The sequence below is a fragment of the Clostridium sp. CAG:265 genome (assembly GCF_000436575.1).
GTDB classification, from domain to species: domain Bacteria; phylum Bacillota; class Clostridia; order Clostridiales; family Clostridiaceae; genus Clostridium; species Clostridium lentum.
The window spans coordinates 39,044-62,607 of record NZ_FR886642.1 but is presented as its reverse complement, the minus strand read 5'-3'; the positions used below and the strand labels follow the sequence as shown (position 1 = coordinate 62,607).

Genomic DNA, 23,564 nt, shown 5'->3' with positions numbered 1-23,564 from the left:
ACAAAGGAGAAAGCTATAATGGAGAAAAATTTTAAAAACAAACTTAAAAATATGCCAATAGCAATAGTACCTACAATGGTAGGGGCAGCAACACTTTCTAATGTATATCAAGGATTAGGATTTACTTGGATAAAACATGTTACTATGTGGTCAGCTATATTAATATTATTATCATATTTAGGAAAAATAGTATTTCATTTTGATACTGTTAAATCTGAGTATAGAAATACTGTTCCAGCTAGTCTTTATGCAGGATTAACAATGATAACTATGATAATAGGAAGTTATATATTTACTTATAATCAAAGCATAGGTAAAGGATTATGGTTATTAGGGCTTATATTACATGCAATACACATATGTATATTTACATTTATGAATGTATTTAAAGGCATAAATAGAGATACTTTTATACCAAGTTGGTTCGTTACTTATAACGGAATAATGGTTGCAACTGTAGTTGGTGGAGTTATGAATGAGCCAGCTATAGGCAAGGTAATAGTATATTATGGTATAATTATATTATGTATAATAATGCCATTTATGGTTTACAGATTAGCAAAGCATTCAATAAAAGATGCTATGTATCATACACAAGCTATATTACTTGCACCTTCAAGCCTTTGCTTAGTTAGTTATTTAAACTTTATTGAAAAACCAAATAAGATAGTTGTCTATGCTTTATATGCATTAGCATTTTGTTCTTTCTTATTTATTTTATATAAAATGCCAAAATTCTTTGGATTTACTTTTAATCCAGGATTTGCAGGACTTACATTCCCTATGGCAATAGGAATTGTTGCTTCAACAAAAATGTCAGCATTTTTAATAGCACAAGGAAATGAAAGTTTTGGTAGTATAGTAAAAGAAATATCTGGAATACAAATCTATATAACAACAGCTATTATTGGTTTTGTACTTTATAACTTTGCAAGAATGCTAGTTAAAAGCTATAAAAATAATGGTTAATGATAATTTCAATGTAGAAACTCCTTAGGGAGTTTCTTTTACTAGAAATACTTTTTTGTAAAATTATACTTAATTTTAACATTAATTATCAATTATCCATTACAAATTATCAATTATAAATTTAAAAAGTGAGGATGGTATTAATGAAAAAGATTCAATCTACTTGTAATTTATGTGCACTTGCATGTAACTTAGATTTTTATGTTGAAAATGGAAAAATTGAAAAAGTTTCTCCAACGGTAGATTACCCAGTAAATCAAGGATTCTGCTGTATAAAAGGATTAAACTTAGACAAGCAACAAACTAAGATAAAAGCAAGAAAAACTCCATTATTAAAAGATGAAAATGGAAATATGAAAGAAATTTCATGGGAAGAAGGGTTTAAAACTTTTGCAGAAAAAATGACTGCAATTCAAGAAAAGTACGGAAAAGAAAGTGTTGCTTTCATAAGTACAGGTCAAATTCCAACTGAAGATATGGCACTTTTAGGTCATGTAGGTAGAAACTATATGAAAATAAATGGAGATGGTAATACAAGACTTTGTATGGCTACATCAGTTGTTGCTCATAAGCAAAGCTTTGGTTTTGATGCGCCTCCATACACATTAAATGATGCTGAACTTTCAGATACAATAATATTTATTGGAGCAAATCCAGTTATAGCTCACCCTGTATTCTGGGGAAGAGTAAGAAAAAATACAACTGCTAAGATAATTACAATAGACCCAAGAAAATCTGAAACAGCAATAAATTCAGATATATGGGTAGACATTAAACCAAAAGCAGATTTAGTACTTTTATATACATTAGCAAATGTATTAATTGAAAAGAAATGGATAGATGTAGATTATATTGAAAAGCATTCAGAAGGATTTGAAGAGTTTAAAGGTCATGTTGCTAAATTTACTTTAGAAAATGTTGAAGAAGAAACAGGAATTTCAGCAGAAAGAGTACTTGAATTAGCAGAAATAATACATAATGGTAAAAAGGTATCATTCTGGTGGACAATGGGTGTTAATCAAGGTTATCAAGCAGTAAGAACAGCTCAAGCAATAATTAACTTAGCTGTAATGACTGGAAATATTGGAAGACCAGGAACAGGAGCAAACTCTTTAACTGGACAAAGTAATGCTATGGGATCAAGAGTATTTAGTAATACAGCTGGACTTTATGGTGGTGGAGATTTCGATAATCCAGTAAGAAGAAAAGCAGTAGCAGAAGCTTTAGGTGTTGATGAAAGTGTATTAGCCACAAAACCAACAATTCCATACAATCAAATAATAGAAAGAGCTATTTCAGGTGAAATAAAAGGATTATGGGTAGTATGTACAAATCCAAGACATTCATGGGCTAATAATGAAGAATTTAGAAAAGCTGCTGAGAACTTAGATTTCTTAGTTGTACAAGATATATATGAAGATACACATACTGCAGAACTAGCAGATTTATTTTTACCATCAGTTCCAGGTATAAAGAAAGAAGGAGTATTCATAAATACTGAACGTAGATTATCTAAGATGAATCCTATTATACCTAAAGAAGAAGGAGAAAAATCTGATTTTGAAATATTATACGGAATAGGACAAGCATTGGGAATGGGAAGTCTTTTAGATAATTGGAAGACTCCAAGAGATGTATTTGAGTTATTAAAAAAATGTTCAAAAGGAATGCCTTGTGATATAACTGGTGTTACATATGAAATGTTAGAAGGAGCAGAAATGTCTGGTTCAAGAGGCGTTCAATGGCCATTTAGAGAAGGGGATGTTTTAGTAGAAGACCAAAGAAGACTTTATGAAGATGGAAATTACTACACACCATCTAAGAAAGTTAAATTTATGTTTGAAGATATAGCTGAAAATCCAATAGTGACATCTGAAAAATTCCCTTATATATTGAATTCAGGTAGAGGAACAGTTGGACAATGGCATACTCAAGTTAGATCAAGAGAAATAGAAGCTAACAAAATATATAGCAAAGAATCATATGTTTTAATGAACCCTCAATTAGCCAAAGAATTAAATATATCGGAACATGAAAGAGTTAAGATAGTATCACAAAATGGTGTTACAAGTGAGTTTAATGTTGTGTATTCAGATACAGTTAAAAAAGAACATTTATATGCTCCAATGCACTATATTGAAACAAATAGCTTAACACCTTCATTATATGATCCATATTCAAAAGAACCATCATACAAAACAGTTGCAGTAAACATTATTAAGTAGTTATGAAGTATAAATAATTAAGGAGTTCTAAAGATGAAGAGAATTAAAATTGATAGATCAAAATGTGTTGGATGCCTTACATGTACAACTGCATGTATAGTTTCACATAGTTCAGAAGATACAAGAAGCAGAATAACAATAGATAGTAATAAAAAATATGCCCCTATATTTTGTAGACATTGTGATAAACCAGAATGTGTATTTACATGTATGTCAGGTGCTATGAGTAAAGATAAGGAAACTGGAGAAGTAACATATGATAAAACTAAATGTGCAAGTTGTTATATGTGCATAATGGCATGTCCTTATGGAGTATTAAAAGCAGACAGTAGAACTAATAAACAAATAATGAAATGTGACCATTGTAAACATGCAGGTTCACCACAATGTGTTGAAAAATGTCCAATGGGAGCAATTACTTTTGAGGAGGTTAATAAGTAATGAGATATGTAGTTATAGGAGCCTCAGCAGCTGGTATAAGTGGAGCAAAGACTTTAAGAGAATTAGATAATGATGCAGAAGTAGTATTAGTTTCTAAGGATGAACATGTATATTCAAGATGTATACTTCATCACTATATTTCAAATCATAGAGATGTTGAAGCATTAAACTTCACAGGAAAAGATTTCTTTGAAAAGTATAATATAAACTGGAAAAAAGGCATAGAAATAACTTCAGTTAATGATGTAGAGCAAACATTATCATTAAGTAATGGTGAAACATTAGCTTATGATAAACTTATGATATGTAGTGGTGCTTCTGCTTTCATACCACCAGTAGAGGGCTTAAGAACATCAAACAACGTTGTTGGTTTAAGAAATCTTGAAGATGCAGTACTTATAAAAGAGCAAGCTGCAAAAGTTAAAAATGTTGTAGTGCTTGGAGCTGGACTTGTAGGTATAGATGCCTTAAGTGGACTTTTAGATTCAGGTGTTAATATTTCATTAGTGGAAATGAGCAATAAAGTACTTCCACTACAATTAGATGAATATACTTCAAATGTTTATAAAAATAAGTTTGAAGAAAAAGGTGTAAACTTAAAATTAGGTGTAAGCGCAGTAAAACTTAATGTAGATGAAAATAACAATCCAGTATCATTATCATTAAATAATGGTGAAGATGTTCCATGTGAACTTGTTATAGTTGCTACAGGAGTACGATCTAATATAGCATTTTTAGAAAATAGCAATGTAGAATGTGATAGATTTGGATTACTTATAGATGAAAAGGGTAAAACTAATATAGATAATATTTATGGTGCTGGTGATGTAACTGGAAGAAATCCTATATGGCCAACAGCTGTAAAAGAAGGTATAATAGCTGCTAACAACATGTTAGGAAAAGAAATGATAATGACAGATTTCTTTGGAAGTAAAAATACAATGAACTTTGTAGGAATTGCTACAATGTCTTTAGGAGCAGTTGAACCAGAAGATGAAACTTATATAGTAGAAGTTAAAAATGATGAAAAAGGATATAAGAAGATAATACATAAAGATGGAAAGATTTATGGAGCTTTGATTCAAGGTGATCTTGATTATGCAGGAGTACTTACTCAGCTTATAAAAGAAAAGATAGATGTATCAAAGGTTACTAAGAGTTTATTTGATATAGATTATGCTGATTTCTTTAATATTGAGAAAAATTTTGAATTTAGTTATAAATAATAGTATAATTAATTAAAGATGAAAAATTGATTTGTTGATATTTGTCTAAATAAAGCATTGACATGAGGGAACATATATTGTACTCTCATGTTAATGCAAATATATTTTTCATTTTAAAGTTTAAATTTTTATGAGGGTGTTATGGCTAAAGTGATAAACATAATAGGTTCTGGAAGTAATGTAGGAAAGACATACATTATGGAAGGGATTATAAAAGAATTAAAAAGCCGTGGATTAAGCATTGCAACTATAAAGCATGATGTTCATGGATTTGACATAGATAAAGAAGGAAAAGATACATATAAGCATAGGAAAGCTGGTTCTGAAACTGTAATAATTTCTTCAAAAAACAGGATTGCAATTATAAAAGAACTGAATAAAGAAACAGAGTTACAAGAGATTATAGAAATGGCCAGTGACAAAGATATTATTTTAGTAGAAGGCTATAAGAAAAGTAATCTTAGAAAGATAGAAGTGTATAGAGATGGCTTAAGTGAAAAAATAATAACACCAAAAGAAAAATTGATTGCTATAGCCAGTGATATAGATATACACATGGATGATGTCAAAGTAATTCCTAAGGAAGATTTTAAAGCTTTGGCTGATTTAATTGAAAAAGAGAAAGAATTTAAAATATAATTGATATTTTCTAGAGTATAAAAGTCCTAAGTATTTATATATATGGATTTTATACCTGAATTTAATTCACAGGGTAGTCTTTGAAAAGAGGCTGTCTCCACGTTTTGGGAAGGAAAATAAGCTTAGGTAATTATGAATGACGAGTGATGAATTATGAATTATGGAATAAACTCCTTAATTCATCATTGGTAATTCATAATTCATAATTTTAATTGTGTGCTTATTGTCATTCTTAATTTGTTTGATAATAAGTTTTTTTTATATAGAAATATAACTTTAAATAGATGTTAGAAAAGAGGTTCAAATGAAGTCATTTATAAGCCTAGAAGAAGCAATAGAAATGTTGAATGAAAATGTGAAAACAATGGAAGTTGAAGAAGTTCAGCTTATTGATGCCATTGATAAAGTTCTTGCAGAAGATGTATATTCATTAATAAATAATCCACCATTCAATAAGTCTGCAATGGATGGTTATGCAGTAATGTATGAAGATACAAATGAAAGTGGAAAAGTGCTTCAGGTAATTGATGAAGTATTTGCGGGAGAAACTTCAAATAAGGAAGTTACAGTAGGAACAGCTATTAAAATCATGACAGGAGCGCCTATTCCTAAGGGAGCAAATGCTGTAATAAAAAAAGAAGATGTAGAAATTAAAGAAAATAGCATAATTTTAAAGAAACAATTAAAGGAAAATGAAAATATATGTTTCAAAGGTGAAGATATAAAAGAAGGTCAGCTCCTTGTAGGAAAAGGAAAGAAGTTAAATTATGCTGATATTGGAATCATTGCTAGTTCAGGTATAAGTATGATTAAAGTTTATAAAAAGCCAAAAGTAGCCTTTATAAGCACCGGTGATGAAGTAGTAGATATTGGGCAGAACCTTAGTTATGGAAAGATTTTTAATAGTAATAAGTATACAATTTTAGCAAGAATCAAGGAATTAGGATATGAAGTAATTAATATAAAGCATGTTAATGATCAGTATGCAGACATAGGAAATACTATAAAAGAAATATGTAATATGGCTGACTTTGTCATAACTACAGGTGGTGCATCTGTAGGAGATAAAGATTTAATAAAGGAAGCCATTGATGAAATTGATGGTGAGAAACTTTTTTGGAAGATTAAAATTAAACCAGGATCATCAGTATTATGCAGCAAATACAATAATACAGTAATTATAAGTCTTTCAGGTAATCCTACAGCAGCACTAACTACTTTTGAACTTTTAGCAAGAACCTCTCTGGAAAGAATGAGCGGAGGCAGTAAAATAGAAATAAAAAGAGAAAAAGCTGTACTTCTTAATGACTTTAATAAGAAAAGCCCACAGAGAAGATTTTTAAGAGGACAGCTTCAATATATGGATGGCAAACAATGTGTATATATAACGCAAGTAAAAAGTGGTAATGGCATTTTAAGTTCAACTTTAAATTCAAATTGTATCATAGAGTTAGAGGCTGGGAATGCAGGAGTTTCGCAAGGAACAATGGTAGACATAATAAAATTTTAGAGGTGCATAATCATTGAAGATAAATAAGACACTGGCAATTATGGCAGGTGGGAAAAGTAGCAGAATGAATTATAATAATAAGGCTCTTTTAAGCTACAAGGAAAAAACATTTATTGAGAATATTATTGAAGCAGGGAAGAATTTTAAAAAAGTTGTTATTGTGGCAAATAATAAGGAGATCTATAGGGATTTTAATGTTGATGTGATAAGTGACATTTATGTAGGAAATGGCCCTTTAAGTGGAATTCATTCAGCACTTAGTTATTCAGATACTGATAAAGTCTTATGTGTGGCATGTGATATGCCATTGATAAGTAAAGATACACTAGAATTTTTAGCAAATGTAAAAGATGAGTATGAAGTTTTAGTACCAAGAGTAAATGATAGATTACAGCCTTTATGTTCAATTTATTCTAAGAAGATACTAGGGAAAATAGAAAAGGCTTTAGAAAATGATGATAATAAGCTACAAAAGCTTATATATAGTTTAGATTATAAAGAAGTACATGAGAAAAGTTTAACAGAAGGAGAATTTTTTAATATAAATACACCTGATGATTATAAAAGATTGGAGGAAATAGATAATATGTATACAGTAGCAATTATAACAAGTAGTGATAAGGGATATGCAGGAGAAAGAGAAGACAAAAGTGGAGCTACAGTAAAGGAAATAGTTGAGGCTAATGGATTTACTGTTGTTAAACAGGTAATTCTTCCTGATGAAAGAGAAATGTTAAGAGACGAAATGATAAAGATGTGCGATGAATTAAAGGTTAATTTAATATTAAGTACAGGGGGAACTGGTTTCTCTAAAAGAGATATAACTCCAGAAGCAACAAAGGATGTTATAGAAAGAGAAGCACCAGGAATTGTTGAAGCAATAAGATATTTTAGTTTACAAATAACTAAGAGAGCAATGCTTTCAAGAGCAGTGTCAGGAATAAGAAAAGATACACTTATAGTTAATTTACCAGGAAGTCCTAAGGCATGCAAAGAGGCTTTAGATTTTGTTTTAGATGATGTTAAGCATGGAATAGATATATTATTAGGTGAAGCGAGAGAATGTGCTAGAAAATAATATTTAAGAAGAGGGAGAGTGAAAAACGTTATGATGAAAATGATAAAAGTACAAGATGCAGTAGGATCAGTATTATCTCATGATGTAACACAAATTATACCAGGAGAGTTTAAAGGCAGAGCTTTTAAGAAAGGTCATATAATAAAGGAAGAAGATATAGAAAAACTACTATCTATAGGAAAAGATCATGTTTATGTATGGGAACCAGAGGAAGGTCAACTTCATGAAAATGATGCAGCCATAAGATTATCAAATCTTGTGGTAGGTGATGGAGTAGCTACATCAGAAGAAATAAAAGAAGGAAAAGTAGACTTCTTTGCTGACAGAAATGGAGTATTAAAGATAGATAAGGAGAAATTATTTAAATTAAATTCTCTAGGTGAAATAATAGTTTCTACATTACATAACAATACTCCAATAAGAAAAGGTGAAAAGATTGGAGCTACAAGAGTAATTCCATTAATTATAGATGAAAATAAGATAATAGAAGCTGAAGAGTTAATAAAAGAAAAGATAATCAGAGTTGATGAAATCAAAACAAAAAGATGTGCAGTTATAACTACTGGTAATGAAGTTTATTATGGAAGAATCAAAGATGCATTCTTGCCAGTAATAAAACAAAAACTAGGGTATTATGGTAGTGAAGTAATAAAACAAGTAATACTTCCTGATGATAAGGAAAGAATAACGGAAGAGATATTAAAAGCTGTTAATGAAGATAAAGCAGATATGATTATTTGTACAGGAGGAATGTCTGTAGATCCAGATGATGTTACTCCAACAGCAATAAAGGATTGTGGAGGAGAACTTGTTACATATGGTTCACCGATACTTCCAGGGGCAATGTTCCTTCTTGCATATTATAATGACATTCCAATACTTGGAGTACCAAGTTGTGCAATGTATTCTAAGAGAACAGTGCTGGATTTAGTACTACCAAGAGTTTTAGCAGATGAAAGACTTACTATGGAAGATATTGCGGAGTATGGTCATGGAGGATTGTGTTTAGACTGCAAAGTATGTACTTTCCCACACTGCTCATTTGGTAAATAAGTTAAAGTTTTAGGAGGAATTATGGATAATAAATTAACTCATTTTGATAATAGTGGAAATGCAAGAATGGTGGATGTAGGAAGTAAAGTTCCTACAGAAAGAGTGGCTATTGCTGTTTCTAGAATAAAAGTAAGTGAAGAAACTTTAGAACTTATTGAAAAAGGTCAGATAGGTAAAGGTGATGTATTAGGTGTAGCAAGAGTTGCTGGAATAATGGCTAGTAAGCAAACTTCTAATTTAATTCCTATGTGCCATCCACTGATGATTTCAAGCTGTAATATAGATTTTGATATAAATAAGGAAGAAAGTTATATAGGAATAAAGGCTACTGTAAAAATAGTTGATAAGACTGGTGTTGAAATGGAGGCATTAACAGCAGCTATGGTAACAGCATTAACTATTTATGATATGTGTAAAGCTGTTGATAAGAGAATGGTAATTGAAGGCACACATTTACTTAAAAAGACAGGAGGAAAGAGCGGAGAATTTAATTTTTAAGGAAGAAGTCTCCTAAAAGCATAATGAAAGATAAGTTTGGAAGAGAAATAGATTATTTAAGAGTATCTGTAACTGACAACTGTAATTTAAGATGTGTATATTGCATGGAAGAAAAGGATAATATTTTTTTAAAAAAGGAAAATAAGCTTACAGATGATGAAATATATAGAATAGTAAAAGAAAGTGCTAGTCTTGGAATAAAGAAAATAAGGATTACAGGTGGAGAGCCTTTAGTGAGACAGGGAATAGTAGAGCTTATAGGAAGAATAAATAGTATTCCAGGTATTGAAGAAATATATATGACTACTAATGGAATTTTGCTATATGATAAAGTAGAAGCTTTAGCAAAGAATGGTCTTAAGGGAGTAAATATAAGTTTAGATTCACTAAAGGAAGAAAGATTTAAGACTTTAACAAGAAGAGGCGAGCTTAGCAGTGTTTTAAAGGCTATAGATAAATGCTTAGAGTATAATTTAAAGGTTAAAATAAACACTGTAATGGTAAATGACATAAATAAAGATGAAATTATTGATTTTGTAGATATGACTAAAAATAAAGCTGTAGATGTGAGATTTATAGAGTTAATGCCAATAGGTATTGCTGTAAACTATAAAGGTGTAACTAATGAAGAAATATTAGCTACAATAAAAGAGCATTATAAAGAAGTTATTGAAGTAAAAAGAAGTAAGATGGGTGGACCTGCTACTTATGTAAAACTTAATGAAGCAAAAGGGAAAATAGGGTTTATAAGTGCAATGAGTAATTGCTTCTGTGAAGATTGTAATAGAATAAGGCTTACACCAGAAGGATTTTTAAAGCAGTGTCTACATTTTGATTATGGTGTTGATCTAAGAAAACTTATGAGAGATGGCATAAGTGATGAAGAACTTAAAAAGGTTATATACCATAATATATATGACAAACCAGAAAAACATTTATTTTTAGAAAAATGTGAACATAAAGAAATTAAATTTATGAATCAAATTGGAGGATAAACATAAGATGAGTAAAGTATTAGCAATATGTATAAGCAAACATAAAGGAACATTAAAAAATGAAGTAAGTGAAGCAAATTTCATTGAAGAATTTGGTATTGAAGGAGATGCTCACGCAGGAAAATGGCATAGACAAGTAAGTCTTTTAGCTTTTGAAAAAATTGATGATTTTAGAAATAAAGGCGGAAATGTTGATTTTGGAGCTTTTGGAGAAAATTTAGTTGTAGATGGAATTGAGCTACATAAACTACCAGTAGGACAACAGTTACAAGTGGGAGAAGTATTATTAGAAGTTACACAAATTGGTAAAGAGTGCCATGACAAATGTGCAATATACTATCAAGTAGGAGAATGTATAATGCCAAAGAACGGTATATTTACAAGAGTTCTTAAAGGTGGAAAAGTTAAAGTTGGAGATCAGTGTACTTTAATAGATAGTGGTAAAAAGATATTATCTTTATAATTGATTAATGAAAATGGGGATGTCGTATTAAGAATAAATAATACAATATATTGTATATAAAATTTTTAGTGCCATATCCTCATTTTTTTATATAATAAGGATAAATTATAAGGTTATTAGATATTAAGAAGAATTTATCTTTTTTTGTTATAGAAAAATACTTGATTTTATTACTTTAGTATGATAAAGTGGTAAATAGATAAAGTAATAGGGGGATAATTCAACGTGAGCATAAAAGGAATTAGAAAAAATATTTTATTAGGAATAATTATGGGGAGTATAAGTTTTACGCTTTTAGCATGTAATAAGAAGGAAATTAAAAGTGTTATGGATAAGAATGAAGTAATTGTTGGGTTAGATGATGCTTTTGCACCTATGGGATTTAAAGATGAAAGTGGTGAAATTGTAGGATTTGATGTGGATTTGGCAAAAGAAGTAGGAGATAGATTAGGTAAGAAAGTTGTTTTTCAACCTATTGATTGGTCAATGAAGGAATCAGAATTAAATAATGGGAATATAGATTTTATATGGAATGGATATACAATTACAGAAGAAAGAAAGGAAAAGGTGAACTTTTCAGAAGCTTATCTAAATAATAAGCAAGTTATAGTAACTTTAGCAAATTCTGATATTAACGCTAAAAGTGATTTATCAGGTAAAAAAGTTGGAGCACAAAGTGAGTCTTCAGCTATTGAAGCTATGGAGAAAGATACGGAGCTATATGAAAGCCTTAGTGGTGGTGAAGCAATAACCTTTGAAGATAATAATCAGGCTCTAATGGATTTAGAAGCAGGAAGGATAGATGCAGTGGTAGCTGATGAGATTTTAGTGAAATATTATATAAAGTTAAAAGGTGAAGATAAATTTAAAGTTTTAACTGAAGATTTTGGTAGTGAAGAATATGGAGTAGGCATTAGAAAAGGAGATGCTGAAACTGTTGAAGCAATTAATAATGCTTTTGAAGAAATTAAGAAAGATGGCAAAATGGCAGAGATTTCACAAAAGTGGTTTGGGGAAGATATAACAGATAATTAAAGAAAGAGAGTGGAGAGCATAATGGAGTTTTTAAGGAACTTAGGAAGCAATATAGTAATGTTAATGCCTCAAGTTATAAGTGGACTTAAAGTTACTTTAGAGATATTTGCCATAACTTTGATTTTATCTATACCATTAGGAATAGTAACTGCTATGGGAAGGCGATCAAAGATAAAGATAATAAATAAGATAACATCAATTTATGTTTTAATAATGAGAGGAACGCCTTTATTATTACAGATAGTTTTTATTTTCTTTGGCTTATCCATCCCAAGTATAGGAATAGTAATTGAGAGGTTTCCAGCAGCTATATTAGCATTTACATTAAACTATGGAGCTTACTTTGGTGAGATATTTAGAGCAGGAATTGATTCTATAGATGAGGGGCAGTATGAAGCAGGACAGGTTTTAGGTATGTCTAATACAGATATATTTTTTAGAATAGTATTACCTCAAGCTTTTAAGAGAGTTCTTCCACCAATAACAAATGAAATAGTAACTTTAATAAAAGATACTGCTCTTGTATATGTTATTGGATTAAGTGATTTATTAAAAGTTGGCAAGGTTGCAGCCAATAGGGATTCATCACTAATGCCCTTACTAGTAATTGGTATAGTATATTTAATCTTGATAGGAGTATTATCTAAGATTATGGAAAAAATAGAGAAAAGATATGAATATTATAATTAGGGGGAAGGATAGATGTTAAAGCTCAGGAAGATAAAAAAGAGTTTTGGTAATCTTGATGTATTGAAGTCAATAGATTTAGATATTGATGAAAAAGAAATAGTTGTGTTGGTTGGACCTTCAGGAGGAGGAAAAACAACGCTTCTTAGAATAATAAATATGCTAGAAAGATGTCATAGTGGATATATTGAAGTAAATGGGAGAGTATTATGTAATGATGGCAGATACATAGATAAAAAATCTATGATGGAGATAAGTAAAGATGTAGGAATGGTATTTCAAAATTTTAATCTATTTCCTCATAAATCTGTCATTGAAAATATAATTGAAGGACCTATGAGGGTGCTTAAAAAAAGCAAGGAACAATCTAAAAGTGAAGCTCGAGAAATATTGAGTTTTTTAGGCTTAAGTGAAAAGGAGGATAGTTATCCTCATCAGTTATCAGGTGGTCAAAAGCAAAGAGTAGCTATAGGTCGTGCTTTAGCTATGGAACCTAAGTTAATGTGTTTTGATGAACCTACTTCAGCACTAGATCCTGAGCTTACTGAGGAAGTAGCTAATGTAATCAAGATGTTAAGTAAAAAAGGAATGACTATGCTGATAATAACTCATGATATGACCTTTGCAGAAAAAGTGGCCAGTAGAATAATTTCTATGGATAATGGAGAGATTGTTGAGAGGCATATATATAGAAGTAGTGAAGGCACTATTATAACATAGTTATTGTAACTGTAAGGTTGTAATGATATAATTAAGTGGTGACAATGAAGTTTTTAGAAACTCATTGTCTTTTTTTGTAAGAATCTAATAAGGGGGAGTTTTGTATGGATTTAAATACATACAAAAAATATATTCAAATTTTGAATGAAGAATTGGTTCCAGCTATGGGATGCACTGAACCAATAGCAATAGCATATGCAGCAGCAAAGGCAAGAGATGTGCTTGGCACTTTCCCAGAGAGTGTTATAGTTAAATGTAGTGGAAATATGATAAAAAATGCTAGATGTGTTACAGTGCCAAATACAGGAGATTTAGTTGGTATTGAAGCAAGTGCAATTATTGGAATTTTAGCAGGAAAATCTCATAGAAAACTGGAAGTAATTAATGAAGTAAGTGAAGAAGCAATCATAAAAACACATGAACTTATACAATCAGATTATTGTAAAGTTGAGTTTTTAGATTCAGAGATAGAATTACATATAATAGTAGATGTTTTTAATAAAGAAGAAAGTGCATCGATAGAAATAAAACATGCCCATGATAATATTTCAAGTATTATAAAAGATGGAGAAGCAATCTTTAAATTGGAAGAGGATTCCAATAAATATCTAGGAGTTTTTATAGATAGAAGTATTTTAAGTGTGGAGAAGATTTATGAATTTGCCAATACAATGAATATTGATGATGTTAAAGAACTATTAGATAATCAAATGAAGTATAATATTGATATAGCAGAAGAAGGATTGAAAGGTTCCTATGGAGTAGGGATTGGAAAAGTTATTTTAGAAGCTGGAAACTCATTAACAAACAAAGTAAAAGCTTATACAGCAGCAGCTTCTGAAGCGAGAATGAGTGGATGCTCTTTACCTGTAATGACTAATTCAGGCAGTGGAAATTCCGGTATGACAATTTCAGTACCATTGATTATATATGCTAGAGAAAAAAATATTTCTAAAGAATTATTATATAGAGCTTTAGTGTTTGCGAATTTAATTAATATACATCAAAAAGCTGGAATTGGAAGACTTTCTGCATTTTGTGGAGCAGTAACATCAGGATGTGCTAGTGGAGCAGGAATAACTTATTTAGAAGGTGGAAGTCTAGAACAAATAAATAAAACTATTAACAACACTTTAGCCAATATTTCAGGAATTGTTTGTGATGGAGCAAAAGCTTCATGTGCAGCAAAGATTGCTACAAGTTTAGATGCTGCCATGATGTCGCATTCATTGGCTATGATAAATAGAGGTTATAGTGCTAATACTGGAATATTAAAAGAAGATATAGAAGAAACCATTAGCGCCATAGGGAGACTTGGAAAAATTGGTATGAGAGAAACTGATAAAGAAATATTAGATATTATGCTTGAAGCATAATATTAAAAGTTAATTAAGTTAAATTTATTAAAAAAAAGAAAAAATCTTATGTATCTGCACATACATAAGATTTTTTCTTTTATATTTGTATTCAACAGAAGGCTTAATCTATTGACGTTAAGCAATCTTAAGGATAGATGCTTAAAGTTTTAATTGAAGTTAATTAATATATCTATATCAGATCTTAGGGAGAAAAGAATATTATATATTAATTTTTTGAGTAATATTCCACAACTAAAACTTCATTTATTTCTATTGGCACTTCATTTCTTTCAGGGTATCTTAACAGAGTACCAGAGAAATCAGCTTCGTTTTTACTTATGTATGGCAATACATTAAGTATGCTAGATTCGAAGTTTTCTTTAAACATAGGATTTTTTTGAGATTTCTCTCTTAGTTTAATTTCATCACCAACTGAAACATTGAAAGATGGAATATCTACTTTTTTACCATTAACTAAAATATGGCCATGCACTACCATTTGACGTGCTTGTCTTATTGAGTTAGCAAATCCTAATCTATATACTAAGTTGTCTAATCTGCATTCTAGAAGTTTAATTAATGCAAAACCAGTTAACTCTTTAGATTTAGAAGCTTTTTCAAAGTAATTAGCAAATTGTTTTTCCATTACTCCATAATATGCTCTAAGTCTTTGTTTTTCTAAAAGTTGTGTACCATAGTCTGAAAGTTTTTTATCATTTCTTGCAGAACCTTTCGCTGCTCTTTTCATTGCTTTTGGATGACCACAAACATTTAATCCAAGTCTACGACATTGTTTAAATCTAGGTCCCATCATTTTTGCCATAAAATCATCTCCTTAAATCATTTGCCGCGATAATTTAAGCCTCACATATAATATAGCATAGTTAAGGATGAATGTAAATGAAAATCATTATCATTTATAAAGATATTATAAATTTTCACTTTTGTATTATTTAATTGAGAAATTATTTTGTAAAAAAAGGTGAAATTATTATATAATTTATTATATAAATGAATTTATAGAAGGTTAAAGGTGATATATACAAATTAGCAGTAGGTGAAAGTTTTAAAGTTGCATATTTAGTAATAGTAGAATAAATAATTAAAGTATAAGGGGAGAATGGTATGAAGATAGATAGTATTATTTTTGATTTAGATGGGACTTTATGGGACTCTACAGAAGGAGTGTCAAAAACATGGAGTCTTGTTTTAAATAAATATGATTATGAGAGAAAAGAGGTTACTGTTGAGGATTTACACAGTTGTATGGGTAAGCAGCTTGATGAAATAGGTAAAATTCTTTTTCCTAAGTTAAGCAGTGAAGTAAGAAAAAATTTAATGAATGAATGTTGTACTTTAGAAAATGAATATCTAGGGGAGCATGGAGGAGTGCTTTATGCTAAGGTTGAAGAAACACTAAAAGAACTTTCTAAAAAATACAAATTATTTGTTGTAAGCAATTGTCAAGATGGATATATAGAATGTTTTTTTAAAGCTCATAAATTAGATAAGTATTTTACTGATTATGAATGTCCAGGAAGAACAGGACTTTCTAAAGGAGAGAATAATAAGTTAGTTATTGAAAGAAATAATTTAAAAAAACCAGTATATGTAGGAGATACTGAAGGAGATGCTGAATCAGCAAGAGTAGCAGGTATTCCTTTTGTTTTTGCTAAATATGGTTTTGGATCTGTAGAAAAATATCAATATGAAATTGATAGCTTTCAAGATTTATTAACTATAAAGTGGTAATTTTATTAATTAATATAAAATATATAAATATGTTCAATTTAACAATTATTTAAGATATAGGTTATTGTTTAAAATGAAAAAATAACAGTAGATAATATTAATCTTAGGCTACTGTTATTTTTTTATCTCTATAATCTTTGATTTTTAAAAATTAATTTTTTATGTAGTATATTGCAATGAGGTTATTAATACTATTATTGCAGTAGTGAAAATAGGTATTAATACAGATGTTACAAAAATATCTTTGTAGCTTTCTTTGTGAGTAAGACTGCATATTGCTAAAGTAGTAATAACTGCACCGTTATGGGGCAGTGTATCTAATCCACCAGATGATAGAGAAGCTATTCTATGAAGAATTTCTGGAGAGATAGATAATGCATCACTCATTTGAATAAAGGTTGGTGCTAGAGCATTTAAGCTTATGCCAAGTCCACCAGAAGCAGAAGCAGTAAGCCCGCAAATTACATTAACAGAAATAGCTTCAGAAATAATTGGATTACTAGATACATTCATGATGGTATTTTGTATAGTTAGAAAAATCGGTAGAGATTTAATTATACTTCCATAGCCAACAATAGCACTGGAGTTAAGCAGTGGTAAAAAGGAATTTTTAACACCAATATTTAATATATCATTTAAATTAGGTAGTTTCTTAAAGTTTAGAGCTAAAATAAATATAATGGCAATAACTATGGATATTATAACACTCCAAGTACCAGAAACATTATCTAAAGAAACTCCATATTTTTCTAAGTAACTTCCATCTATATTAGGATAATAAATTTTGGATAAAGTAAAGTTTGAAATAAAAATTATTAAAATAGGAAGTACAGAAATAAATATACAAGGAAGACTTTCATTTTCTATTTCTTCTAATTTAAATTTATGTTTTCCATATCCTTCACCAAAACTTCTAGCTTTTTTTAATCGGTAGTTAAGCCATAATAAACCTAAGGAAAGCATTGTGATGCTAGCTATAATTCCAATAAATGGCGCAGCAAATGTGTCAGTTCCAAAATAGCTCATAGGAATTACATTTTGTATTTCAGGGGAACCAGGCATTGCAGTCATGGTAAAGGTAAAGGCACCTAATGCGATAGTTCCTGGAATAAGCCTTTTAGGAATATCTGCTTCCTTAAATAATATATTGGCTAGAGGATATAGAATAAATGCAACAACAAATAAAGAAACTCCTCCATAAGTAAGAAATGCACCAGATAAGACTACAGCAAGTATTGCTTTATCTTTTCCAAGCTTATTGGTAATGAATGATGCAATAGATTTACCGTAATTAGCTTCTTCCATAAGCTTAGCAAAGATTGCACCTGTAAGAAATAGAGGGAAGTAGTTTTTAACGAATCCTGCAAATCCACTCATATATATTTCTGTATAATTAACCATTAAGTGGCTATTAAGTCCAAAAGTTAAAAGTAGGGTAAGTAGCCCGATAATTGGTGCCGTAATAATTGTTGAATATCCCTTATAAGCTAAATACATGATTAGAGATAGAGAAATTATCAATGCTATTATATTAATCATAAAAAAATTTCCTTTCTTAAATGTAGTAATTAATGTTACTCTTTAATAACATTAATAGTTTAACCAATTCTTATAATTATGTGTGTAATAAAGTCACAATAAAAAAACTAAAGCAAAAATGCTTCAGTTTTTAAGAGAAGTTGATATTAGTTTAGAAAATAAAGGCAACATTTTATTATTATTTATAAGCATCATTTCTGGATGCCATTGAACACCTATACCGAATGTATAGTTATTAAGTTCTATAGCTTCAATAATATTATCAGGAGCAATAGCAGAAATGCTTAAATTATCACCTAGTTGGTTAATGCATTGATGATGAAAGCTATTAACATAGAGACTTTCACCAAATAAATTATAAAGTAGTGAATCAGTTTTAATATTAATTAGATGGATAAATTCATATTTTGCAGATTTCTGGTAGTGCTGTATTGTATTGTTAGGGACTTCGCTAAAATCTTGATATAAAGTTCCTCCACAAGCTACATTAAGAATTTGAATTCCTCGACAGATTGCCAAGAAAGGTTTTTTAGAGCTAATAATATTTTGCATTAGTGAAAGCTGAAATAAATCAAGCTTACTATTAAATTCGCCAAGTTCCTTATGAGGATTTTTTTTATAAAAATATGGATTAATATCAATACCACCAGTAAATAAGAATCCATCGCACAAATCTATATATGAATCTATATTTTCTAAGTTGGAAGTGATTGGGATTATCAGTGGAAGTCCAGCAGCTTTTTCTATAGCATTTACATAATCAGAACTTACACTGATTTTGCTTATCTTATTATCTAAAAATAAAGTTGAAACTATACCAATTTTACTTTTCTTCACTGTATATCAATCCTTTCATCTAATAATGGAATAGAATATAGCATGATACATAATATGATGATATTAGATAAAAATACACTTGTAATTTTAAATTTATCTAAATTAAAAAAGAAAGTACTATATAAATGTTGTATAATAATTAATATTATTGAACAAGGAGGTAAATCGTGAGAGATATAAGTAATTCAAAAGGAAAAATTTTTAGACATTTTAAGGGGGATTTATATTTAGTTGAAGACTTTGTAACTCATTCAGAAACACAAGAAAAGATGGTTCTCTATAGAGCACTTTATGGAAGTTGTGGATTATTTGTAAGACCATATGATATGTTCTTAGAAGAAGTACCAGCAGAAAAAGAAAATCCTACAGGTCAAAAATATAGATTTGAAGAATACGTAGTTAAAAGCGTAAAATAGTTATGTTAAATAATAAATAGAGTAACTTCTTTTGAAGTTCCTCTATTCATTATTTTTAAGAAAGTATTCAAATACTTTCCAACATAATTATTCATTAAAGAACGTAGTTCTTAATGGCTTGTACTACACCATTTTCATCATTGCTTTTAGCAATAAATCTGGCTACTTTTTTTAGAGTATCATGAGCATTAGCCATGGCATAGCTGTAGTAAGCACTTTCCATCATTTCAAGGTCATTTAAATAATCACCAAAAACCATGGTTTCTTTATAATCAATATTTAAAAGTTCTTGTATTTCATTTATAGCCATACCTTTATTTATACCTTTAGCAACCATATCAAGCCAAATTTTACCTGAAACAGTTACTTGAACTTTATCTCTATAGTCATTAAAATATTTATTACTATTATTTTCAGCACCATCAAAATCACAAATTGTTACTTTTAAAATATCATCATCAACTACTGTTAAGTCCTCTACTATTTTATATCGTTCATAATATTTAGCAGTTTGCTTTACTAGCCTTTCATCATGGCTTTCAATATAAGCTGAAGTTTTCCCACATAATATAACATAAGAATTAGGAATTGTTCTACCGATTTTAATTAATTCTTTAGCAATACTTTTTTTAAGGGAATTAACAATAATCTCTTTACCTTTATATACCACAAATGTTCCATTTTCAGCAATAAACATCATATCATCTTTTATATCTTTGAATCTTTCTAGAAGATTATAATATTGTCTTCCACTGGCTGCAGCAAAAATAATATCCTTTTCTTTTAGTGATTGAAACATTGGATAGAAATCTGCATGTATTTCATTATTAGAATTTAATAAAGTACCATCCATATCTGTTGCAATAAATTTAATCATAAAAATCACCCTCTGTAAATATTGTTTATTATCAGTTATTGTTATTTAGTTTTATTTGTTATCATTTTATCATAAAATTAAGCATTAATCAATTTGTTGATTTGAGAATATAGTAAAATATAGAGTATTGCTAAAGGAAATAAAACATGTTGATAAAAGGGGATTTTCATATGCATTCAACTTGTTCAGATGGGAATTTGAGTCCAGCTGAGTTGGTGAGATATGCTAAGAAGAGAAAGGTTGATATAATAGCGCTTACAGACCATAACAGCTGTGATGGTTTATATGAGGCAATAAGTGAAGGGAAAAGAAGTGGTATAGTAGTTATTCCAGCAGTAGAATTGTCTACGAAATATAAAGAAAATAGAGTTCATATATTAGGATATTTTAAAGATGATAGTTATAATAATGAGCTTTTTAAAGAGGTATTAAGGAAGATAAAAGGAGATAAGATAGGTGATTTAAGGAGTATATTTGGTAGTAAGATAAATTTTAATGGATACAAAAAGAAGTTATACGTAGAAAGTGGAATCCAGTTATTGAGATTTTTTGGTGCAACAGTTGTACTTGCCCATCCAGTATTATTAAGTAGGGAATGCTTTTTTAATATAGAAAATATGGATTTTGATGGCATTGAAGCACGTTACTTTTTAAATAATGAGCAGGATACAGAGTTTTATATTAAATTTGCCAAAGAAAAAGGATTATATTATACAGCAGGATCAGATTTTCATACAAGAATTGAGGAATACAGAATTCATGGACTTATAGGTGATGTTTTTTTAAATGCAGAAGAAATTGAAGATTTTCTAGCACAGTCAGGACTTGATATTTGGGTTGAAGAATTTTTTCTGTAGATAATTAAAAAATTCAAGTTATGGTACATTATATAATTAATTGAATATAATATTGAGATTCTTCGGTAAAAGAAGTGCCTATTTATGTAGGTGCTTCCTTTATAAATGTGTAAAGCATAGGCAACAACTTAGATGATGTAAATTACTCAATACCCATAAAGAATACTGGAGAATAGAAAATAGTATAATAATGGAAATAAAATTCGCAAATTAATTCTTTAACGGTATAATTGACACAATGTGATATTTAATGTTATCTTAAGGTAAACTAAAAGAAGAAATATTTTTTAGGGGGAGTTTGAGTGAAGAAAAAAACAAAAGAAACTATTTTAATTGGTACAGGCCTTGTGACATTATCTTTAATTTTACATTATGTACATTATTTAATATTTAAAGATGCTCATCATACTATGATTTTTTTAGTTGCAGATATTGCTTTTATACCAATGGATGTGTTTTTTACTAGCTTAATATTGGATAGATTCCTAGAAAAAAGAGAAAAAGATCACTTACTAGGAAAGTTAAATATGCTGATAGGAGTATTTTATACTGAAGTAGGTACAAAACTTTTGCTTAATATAGCAGAAGGGGATAATGATAGGGGGTTTTTAAGTGGAGCGTCAATAACCAATGATACATGGAAGAAAAAGCCATTTGAAAAACTTCATAATAGGATTTTAAAACATGATTATAATGTAGATATTAATAAAGTATCTTTAGAAAATATTAAAAATAATTTAGATGAAAATAAGGAATTACTTATTTCATTAATAGCTAATGAAAATCTTATAGAACATGAAACATTTACAGAAATGCTTATGTCTATTATTCATTTAAGAGAGGAGCTTAACACAAGATTAAGTGTAGATATGCAAGAATATGAGATTAAGCATATAGAAAAAGATATTATGTTGGCATATAAATATCTGACAATAGAATGGGCAGAATATATGAAATATTTAAGTGAAGAATATCCAGCATTATATTGTAAAGCCCTTATAAATAATCCATTTGATACAAGAAGTAAAAGTGAAAAAGATAAGTGTTATTTAAAAGAATATAAAAAACAGTATAGAGATAATTTATAAGAAGAATATAAAGATTTATTTTCATGATATTTTTCTTTAAAAAATAAAATAGTAAGAAAGAAGTAGGACAAATGAAAAAAGCTATTTTAGTGGTAAGCTTTGGTACAAGTTATTTGGAACCATTGAAGAATTCAATTGAAAATGTTGAAAATAAAATTAGAAATCAATTTAAAGATTATGATGTATATAGAGCATTTACATCTCATATGATAATTAAAAAGCTTGAAATAGTACATGGACTTATAGTTGAAAAACCAGAAGAATTACTTGAAAGATTATATATTGAGGGATATGAAGAAGTTATAATTCAGCCTCTTCATATAATACCAGGAGAAGAATTTAGTTATATAAAGAATATTGAAGTATATTTTAAAGATAAGTTTAAATCAATAAAGGTTGGACGTCCAATATTTTATTATCAAGGAATAGAAGGACTTCCAGAAGATTATTCATTATTTATAAAATCTATTAAAGGAATTATAGAAGGAGAAGAAGCAGTAGTTATGATGGGGCATGGAACAGTTCATCCATCTAATGCAGTATATGGAGCTCTTCAAAGTGTTTTAAATGATGAAGGATATAAAAATGTTTTTGTAGGAACAGTAAAAGGCTATCCAAATTTTACAAGTGTATTAAATAAAATAAAGAAACGAGGTATTAAGAAAGTATTATTAATGCCACTTATGCTTGTAGCTGGAAATCATGCTATCAATGATATGACTTCGGAAAAAGATAATTCATGGAAATCTATGCTGGAAGCTGAAGGGATAGAAGTAAAGCTATGGACCAAAGGACTAGGGGAAGTAGATGAATTTGCACAGTTATATATAGATAGAGTAGATGATTTAATAAATAATAGATATATTGGAACAGGAGAAATAAAAAAACATAAAATAATATATATTGACAAATAATAATTATTCTATGATAATATACTTAAATAATATAAAAACTTAGGAGGAAATTCAAATGAAAGCATTTGTAGATGAAAATGTATGTATAAGCTGTGGAATGTGTGAAGGAATCTGTGGAGATGTATTTTCACTTGATACTGGAGTAGCAGTAGCTATAGAAGGAGATGTGGCTGCAGATTTAGAAGATGCGGTTAACGAAGCGTGTGATAGTTGTCCAGTAGCGGCAATATCAGTAGAATAATTATTTAATCCCTTTAAATCACCTATAAATTATATGAGAGTTGCATTTATGCAACTCTTTTTTTATGAAATTATAAAAAATGTTCAGATAAATAATGCCAAAATGATAATTAATTAACATAAAAGTTAGTTGTTATAAAAAATACA

General features: G+C 29.2%; 25 protein-coding genes, 1 pseudogene and 1 riboswitch. Of the genes and pseudogenes, 22 read left to right on the top strand and 4 right to left on the bottom strand.

Annotated features, from left to right (window positions below; all coding sequences use genetic code 11):
• The first annotated feature begins 18 nt into the window (after positions 1–18).
• From Q5O29_RS11085 to Q5O29_RS11010, 16 genes and pseudogenes are all read left to right on the top strand, one after another.
• Entirely contained in the window at positions 19–969 is a 951-nt protein-coding gene (locus Q5O29_RS11085; RefSeq protein WP_022213005.1) for a TDT family transporter, read from the top strand.
• Positions 970–1,112: 143 nt separating this feature from the next.
• Entirely contained in the window at positions 1,113–3,194 is a 2,082-nt protein-coding gene (locus Q5O29_RS11080) for a molybdopterin oxidoreductase family protein (RefSeq protein WP_022213004.1), read from the top strand.
• Between the two features lie 33 nt (positions 3,195–3,227).
• Positions 3,228–3,635, top strand: a complete 408-nt coding sequence (locus tag Q5O29_RS11075) for a 4Fe-4S dicluster domain-containing protein (RefSeq protein WP_022166567.1) — start codon at positions 3,228–3,230, stop codon at positions 3,633–3,635.
• Entirely contained in the window at positions 3,635–4,861 is a 1,227-nt protein-coding gene (locus Q5O29_RS11070; protein ID WP_022213003.1) for an NAD(P)/FAD-dependent oxidoreductase, read from the top strand. The genes Q5O29_RS11075 and Q5O29_RS11070 overlap by 1 nt, the downstream gene beginning before the upstream one ends.
• A 141-nt stretch (positions 4,862–5,002) precedes the next feature.
• Positions 5,003–5,500: a molybdopterin-guanine dinucleotide biosynthesis protein B gene (gene mobB, locus Q5O29_RS11065; RefSeq protein ID WP_022213002.1), complete on the top strand. Its 498-nt coding sequence runs from the start codon at positions 5,003–5,005 to the stop codon at positions 5,498–5,500.
• Positions 5,497–5,631: riboswitch (molybdenum cofactor riboswitch) on the top strand. (Overlaps the previous gene by 4 nt.)
• A gap of 173 nt (positions 5,632–5,804) precedes the next feature.
• Entirely contained in the window at positions 5,805–7,010 is a 1,206-nt protein-coding gene (glp, locus tag Q5O29_RS11060; RefSeq protein ID WP_022213001.1) for a gephyrin-like molybdotransferase Glp, read from the top strand.
• 40 nt (positions 7,011–7,050) lie between these two features.
• Positions 7,051–7,485: pseudogene (locus Q5O29_RS11055) on the top strand (molybdenum cofactor guanylyltransferase); the annotation flags it as partial.
• 111 nt (positions 7,486–7,596) lie between these two features.
• On the top strand, positions 7,597–8,088 hold the full coding sequence (locus tag Q5O29_RS11050; protein WP_186834626.1) for a molybdenum cofactor biosynthesis protein B: 492 nt from the start codon (positions 7,597–7,599) through the stop codon (positions 8,086–8,088).
• A gap of 33 nt (positions 8,089–8,121) precedes the next feature.
• Positions 8,122–9,141 (top strand): molybdopterin-binding protein, encoded by a 1,020-nt coding sequence (locus Q5O29_RS11045; RefSeq protein ID WP_302631032.1) that lies wholly within the window; start codon positions 8,122–8,124, stop codon positions 9,139–9,141.
• A gap of 21 nt (positions 9,142–9,162) precedes the next feature.
• A complete protein-coding gene (gene moaC, locus Q5O29_RS11040) occupies positions 9,163–9,639 on the top strand; it encodes a cyclic pyranopterin monophosphate synthase MoaC (RefSeq protein WP_022166561.1) in 477 nt (158 codons plus the stop codon).
• Between the two features lie 23 nt (positions 9,640–9,662).
• Entirely contained in the window at positions 9,663–10,634 is a 972-nt protein-coding gene (gene moaA, locus Q5O29_RS11035; protein ID WP_022212998.1) for a GTP 3',8-cyclase MoaA, read from the top strand.
• A 7-nt stretch (positions 10,635–10,641) separates the two neighbouring features.
• Positions 10,642–11,097, top strand: coding sequence for an MOSC domain-containing protein (locus Q5O29_RS11030; RefSeq protein ID WP_022166559.1), 456 nt, complete (start codon positions 10,642–10,644; stop codon positions 11,095–11,097).
• Between the two features lie 225 nt (positions 11,098–11,322).
• Complete coding sequence (locus Q5O29_RS11025) at positions 11,323–12,132, top strand: amino acid ABC transporter substrate-binding protein (protein WP_022166558.1); 810 nt, start codon at positions 11,323–11,325, stop codon at positions 12,130–12,132.
• 21 nt (positions 12,133–12,153) lie between these two features.
• Positions 12,154–12,822, top strand: a complete 669-nt coding sequence (locus Q5O29_RS11020) for an amino acid ABC transporter permease (protein WP_022166557.1) — start codon at positions 12,154–12,156, stop codon at positions 12,820–12,822.
• Positions 12,823–12,834: 12 nt separating this feature from the next.
• Entirely contained in the window at positions 12,835–13,539 is a 705-nt protein-coding gene (locus Q5O29_RS11015; protein WP_022212997.1) for an amino acid ABC transporter ATP-binding protein, read from the top strand.
• 104 nt (positions 13,540–13,643) lie between these two features.
• Entirely contained in the window at positions 13,644–14,915 is a 1,272-nt protein-coding gene (locus tag Q5O29_RS11010) for a serine dehydratase subunit alpha family protein (protein ID WP_022166555.1), read from the top strand.
• 208 nt (positions 14,916–15,123) lie between these two features.
• On the opposite strand, the gene rpsD is transcribed toward Q5O29_RS11010, so the two are convergent.
• On the bottom strand, positions 15,124–15,720 hold the full coding sequence (gene rpsD / locus Q5O29_RS11005) for a 30S ribosomal protein S4 (RefSeq protein ID WP_022212996.1): 597 nt from the start codon (positions 15,718–15,720) through the stop codon (positions 15,124–15,126).
• Between the two features lie 302 nt (positions 15,721–16,022).
• Between rpsD and Q5O29_RS11000 the strand changes: the two genes are divergently transcribed.
• The gene (locus tag Q5O29_RS11000) at positions 16,023–16,649 is read left to right on the top strand and encodes an HAD family hydrolase (RefSeq protein ID WP_022212995.1); all 627 of its coding nucleotides are present in this window, start codon (positions 16,023–16,025) and stop codon (positions 16,647–16,649) included.
• 159 nt (positions 16,650–16,808) lie between these two features.
• On the opposite strand, the gene Q5O29_RS10995 is transcribed toward Q5O29_RS11000, so the two are convergent.
• Positions 16,809–18,188: a GntP family permease gene (locus tag Q5O29_RS10995; protein WP_022212994.1), complete on the bottom strand. Its 1,380-nt coding sequence runs from the start codon at positions 18,186–18,188 to the stop codon at positions 16,809–16,811.
• Between the two features lie 123 nt (positions 18,189–18,311).
• Positions 18,312–19,025, bottom strand: a complete 714-nt coding sequence (locus tag Q5O29_RS10990) for a gamma-glutamyl-gamma-aminobutyrate hydrolase family protein (protein WP_022212993.1) — start codon at positions 19,023–19,025, stop codon at positions 18,312–18,314.
• A gap of 167 nt (positions 19,026–19,192) precedes the next feature.
• On the opposite strand from Q5O29_RS10990, the gene Q5O29_RS10985 reads away from it, so the two are divergent.
• Positions 19,193–19,441 (top strand): DUF1653 domain-containing protein, encoded by a 249-nt coding sequence (locus Q5O29_RS10985; protein ID WP_022212992.1) that lies wholly within the window; start codon positions 19,193–19,195, stop codon positions 19,439–19,441.
• A 94-nt stretch (positions 19,442–19,535) separates the two neighbouring features.
• On the opposite strand, the gene Q5O29_RS10980 is transcribed toward Q5O29_RS10985, so the two are convergent.
• Positions 19,536–20,318 carry a Cof-type HAD-IIB family hydrolase gene (locus Q5O29_RS10980; RefSeq protein ID WP_022212991.1) on the bottom strand — a complete coding sequence of 261 codons (783 nt, stop codon included), beginning with the start codon at positions 20,316–20,318 and terminating at the stop codon, positions 19,536–19,538.
• A gap of 146 nt (positions 20,319–20,464) precedes the next feature.
• Between Q5O29_RS10980 and Q5O29_RS10975 the strand changes: the two genes are divergently transcribed.
• From Q5O29_RS10975 to Q5O29_RS10960, 4 genes are all read left to right on the top strand, one after another.
• Positions 20,465–21,175, top strand: a complete 711-nt coding sequence (locus Q5O29_RS10975; RefSeq protein WP_022212990.1) for a PHP domain-containing protein — start codon at positions 20,465–20,467, stop codon at positions 21,173–21,175.
• 302 nt (positions 21,176–21,477) lie between these two features.
• On the top strand, positions 21,478–22,263 hold the full coding sequence (locus Q5O29_RS10970) for a hypothetical protein (RefSeq protein WP_022212989.1): 786 nt from the start codon (positions 21,478–21,480) through the stop codon (positions 22,261–22,263).
• A 71-nt stretch (positions 22,264–22,334) separates the two neighbouring features.
• Positions 22,335–23,177, top strand: a complete 843-nt coding sequence (locus Q5O29_RS10965) for a sirohydrochlorin cobaltochelatase (protein ID WP_022212988.1) — start codon at positions 22,335–22,337, stop codon at positions 23,175–23,177.
• A 55-nt stretch (positions 23,178–23,232) separates the two neighbouring features.
• On the top strand, positions 23,233–23,418 hold the full coding sequence (locus tag Q5O29_RS10960) for a ferredoxin (RefSeq protein ID WP_022212987.1): 186 nt from the start codon (positions 23,233–23,235) through the stop codon (positions 23,416–23,418).
• Positions 23,419–23,564 lie beyond the last annotated feature (146 nt).

What these genes read in the sequence shown, in the direction of transcription:
- mobB (WP_022213002.1), top strand. Translation starts at nt 5,003, where the DNA reads ATGGCTAAAGTGATAAACATAATAGGTTCTGGAAGTAATGTAGGAAAG.
- Q5O29_RS11010 (WP_022166555.1), top strand. Translation starts at nt 13,644, where the DNA reads ATGGATTTAAATACATACAAAAAATATATTCAAATTTTGAATGAAGAA.
- Q5O29_RS10960 (WP_022212987.1), top strand. Translation starts at nt 23,233, where the DNA reads ATGAAAGCATTTGTAGATGAAAATGTATGTATAAGCTGTGGAATGTGT.
- rpsD (WP_022212996.1), bottom strand. Translation starts at nt 15,720, where the DNA reads ATGGCAAAAATGATGGGACCTAGATTTAAACAATGTCGTAGACTTGGA.
- Q5O29_RS10975 (WP_022212990.1), top strand. Translation starts at nt 20,465, where the DNA reads ATGTTGATAAAAGGGGATTTTCATATGCATTCAACTTGTTCAGATGGG.
- Q5O29_RS11020 (WP_022166557.1), top strand. Translation starts at nt 12,154, where the DNA reads ATGGAGTTTTTAAGGAACTTAGGAAGCAATATAGTAATGTTAATGCCT.
- Q5O29_RS11000 (WP_022212995.1), top strand. Translation starts at nt 16,023, where the DNA reads ATGAAGATAGATAGTATTATTTTTGATTTAGATGGGACTTTATGGGAC.
- Q5O29_RS11030 (WP_022166559.1), top strand. Translation starts at nt 10,642, where the DNA reads ATGAGTAAAGTATTAGCAATATGTATAAGCAAACATAAAGGAACATTA.
- glp (WP_022213001.1), top strand. Translation starts at nt 5,805, where the DNA reads ATGAAGTCATTTATAAGCCTAGAAGAAGCAATAGAAATGTTGAATGAA.
- Q5O29_RS10980 (WP_022212991.1), bottom strand. Translation starts at nt 20,318, where the DNA reads ATGATTAAATTTATTGCAACAGATATGGATGGTACTTTATTAAATTCT.
- Q5O29_RS11085 (WP_022213005.1), top strand. Translation starts at nt 19, where the DNA reads ATGGAGAAAAATTTTAAAAACAAACTTAAAAATATGCCAATAGCAATA.
- Q5O29_RS11045 (WP_302631032.1), top strand. Translation starts at nt 8,122, where the DNA reads ATGAAAATGATAAAAGTACAAGATGCAGTAGGATCAGTATTATCTCAT.
- Q5O29_RS11080 (WP_022213004.1), top strand. Translation starts at nt 1,113, where the DNA reads ATGAAAAAGATTCAATCTACTTGTAATTTATGTGCACTTGCATGTAAC.
- Q5O29_RS10965 (WP_022212988.1), top strand. Translation starts at nt 22,335, where the DNA reads ATGAAAAAAGCTATTTTAGTGGTAAGCTTTGGTACAAGTTATTTGGAA.
- moaA (WP_022212998.1), top strand. Translation starts at nt 9,663, where the DNA reads ATGAAAGATAAGTTTGGAAGAGAAATAGATTATTTAAGAGTATCTGTA.
- Q5O29_RS11075 (WP_022166567.1), top strand. Translation starts at nt 3,228, where the DNA reads ATGAAGAGAATTAAAATTGATAGATCAAAATGTGTTGGATGCCTTACA.
- Q5O29_RS11070 (WP_022213003.1), top strand. Translation starts at nt 3,635, where the DNA reads ATGAGATATGTAGTTATAGGAGCCTCAGCAGCTGGTATAAGTGGAGCA.
- Q5O29_RS10995 (WP_022212994.1), bottom strand. Translation starts at nt 18,188, where the DNA reads ATGATTAATATAATAGCATTGATAATTTCTCTATCTCTAATCATGTAT.
- moaC (WP_022166561.1), top strand. Translation starts at nt 9,163, where the DNA reads ATGGATAATAAATTAACTCATTTTGATAATAGTGGAAATGCAAGAATG.
- Q5O29_RS11050 (WP_186834626.1), top strand. Translation starts at nt 7,597, where the DNA reads ATGTATACAGTAGCAATTATAACAAGTAGTGATAAGGGATATGCAGGA.
- Q5O29_RS11015 (WP_022212997.1), top strand. Translation starts at nt 12,835, where the DNA reads ATGTTAAAGCTCAGGAAGATAAAAAAGAGTTTTGGTAATCTTGATGTA.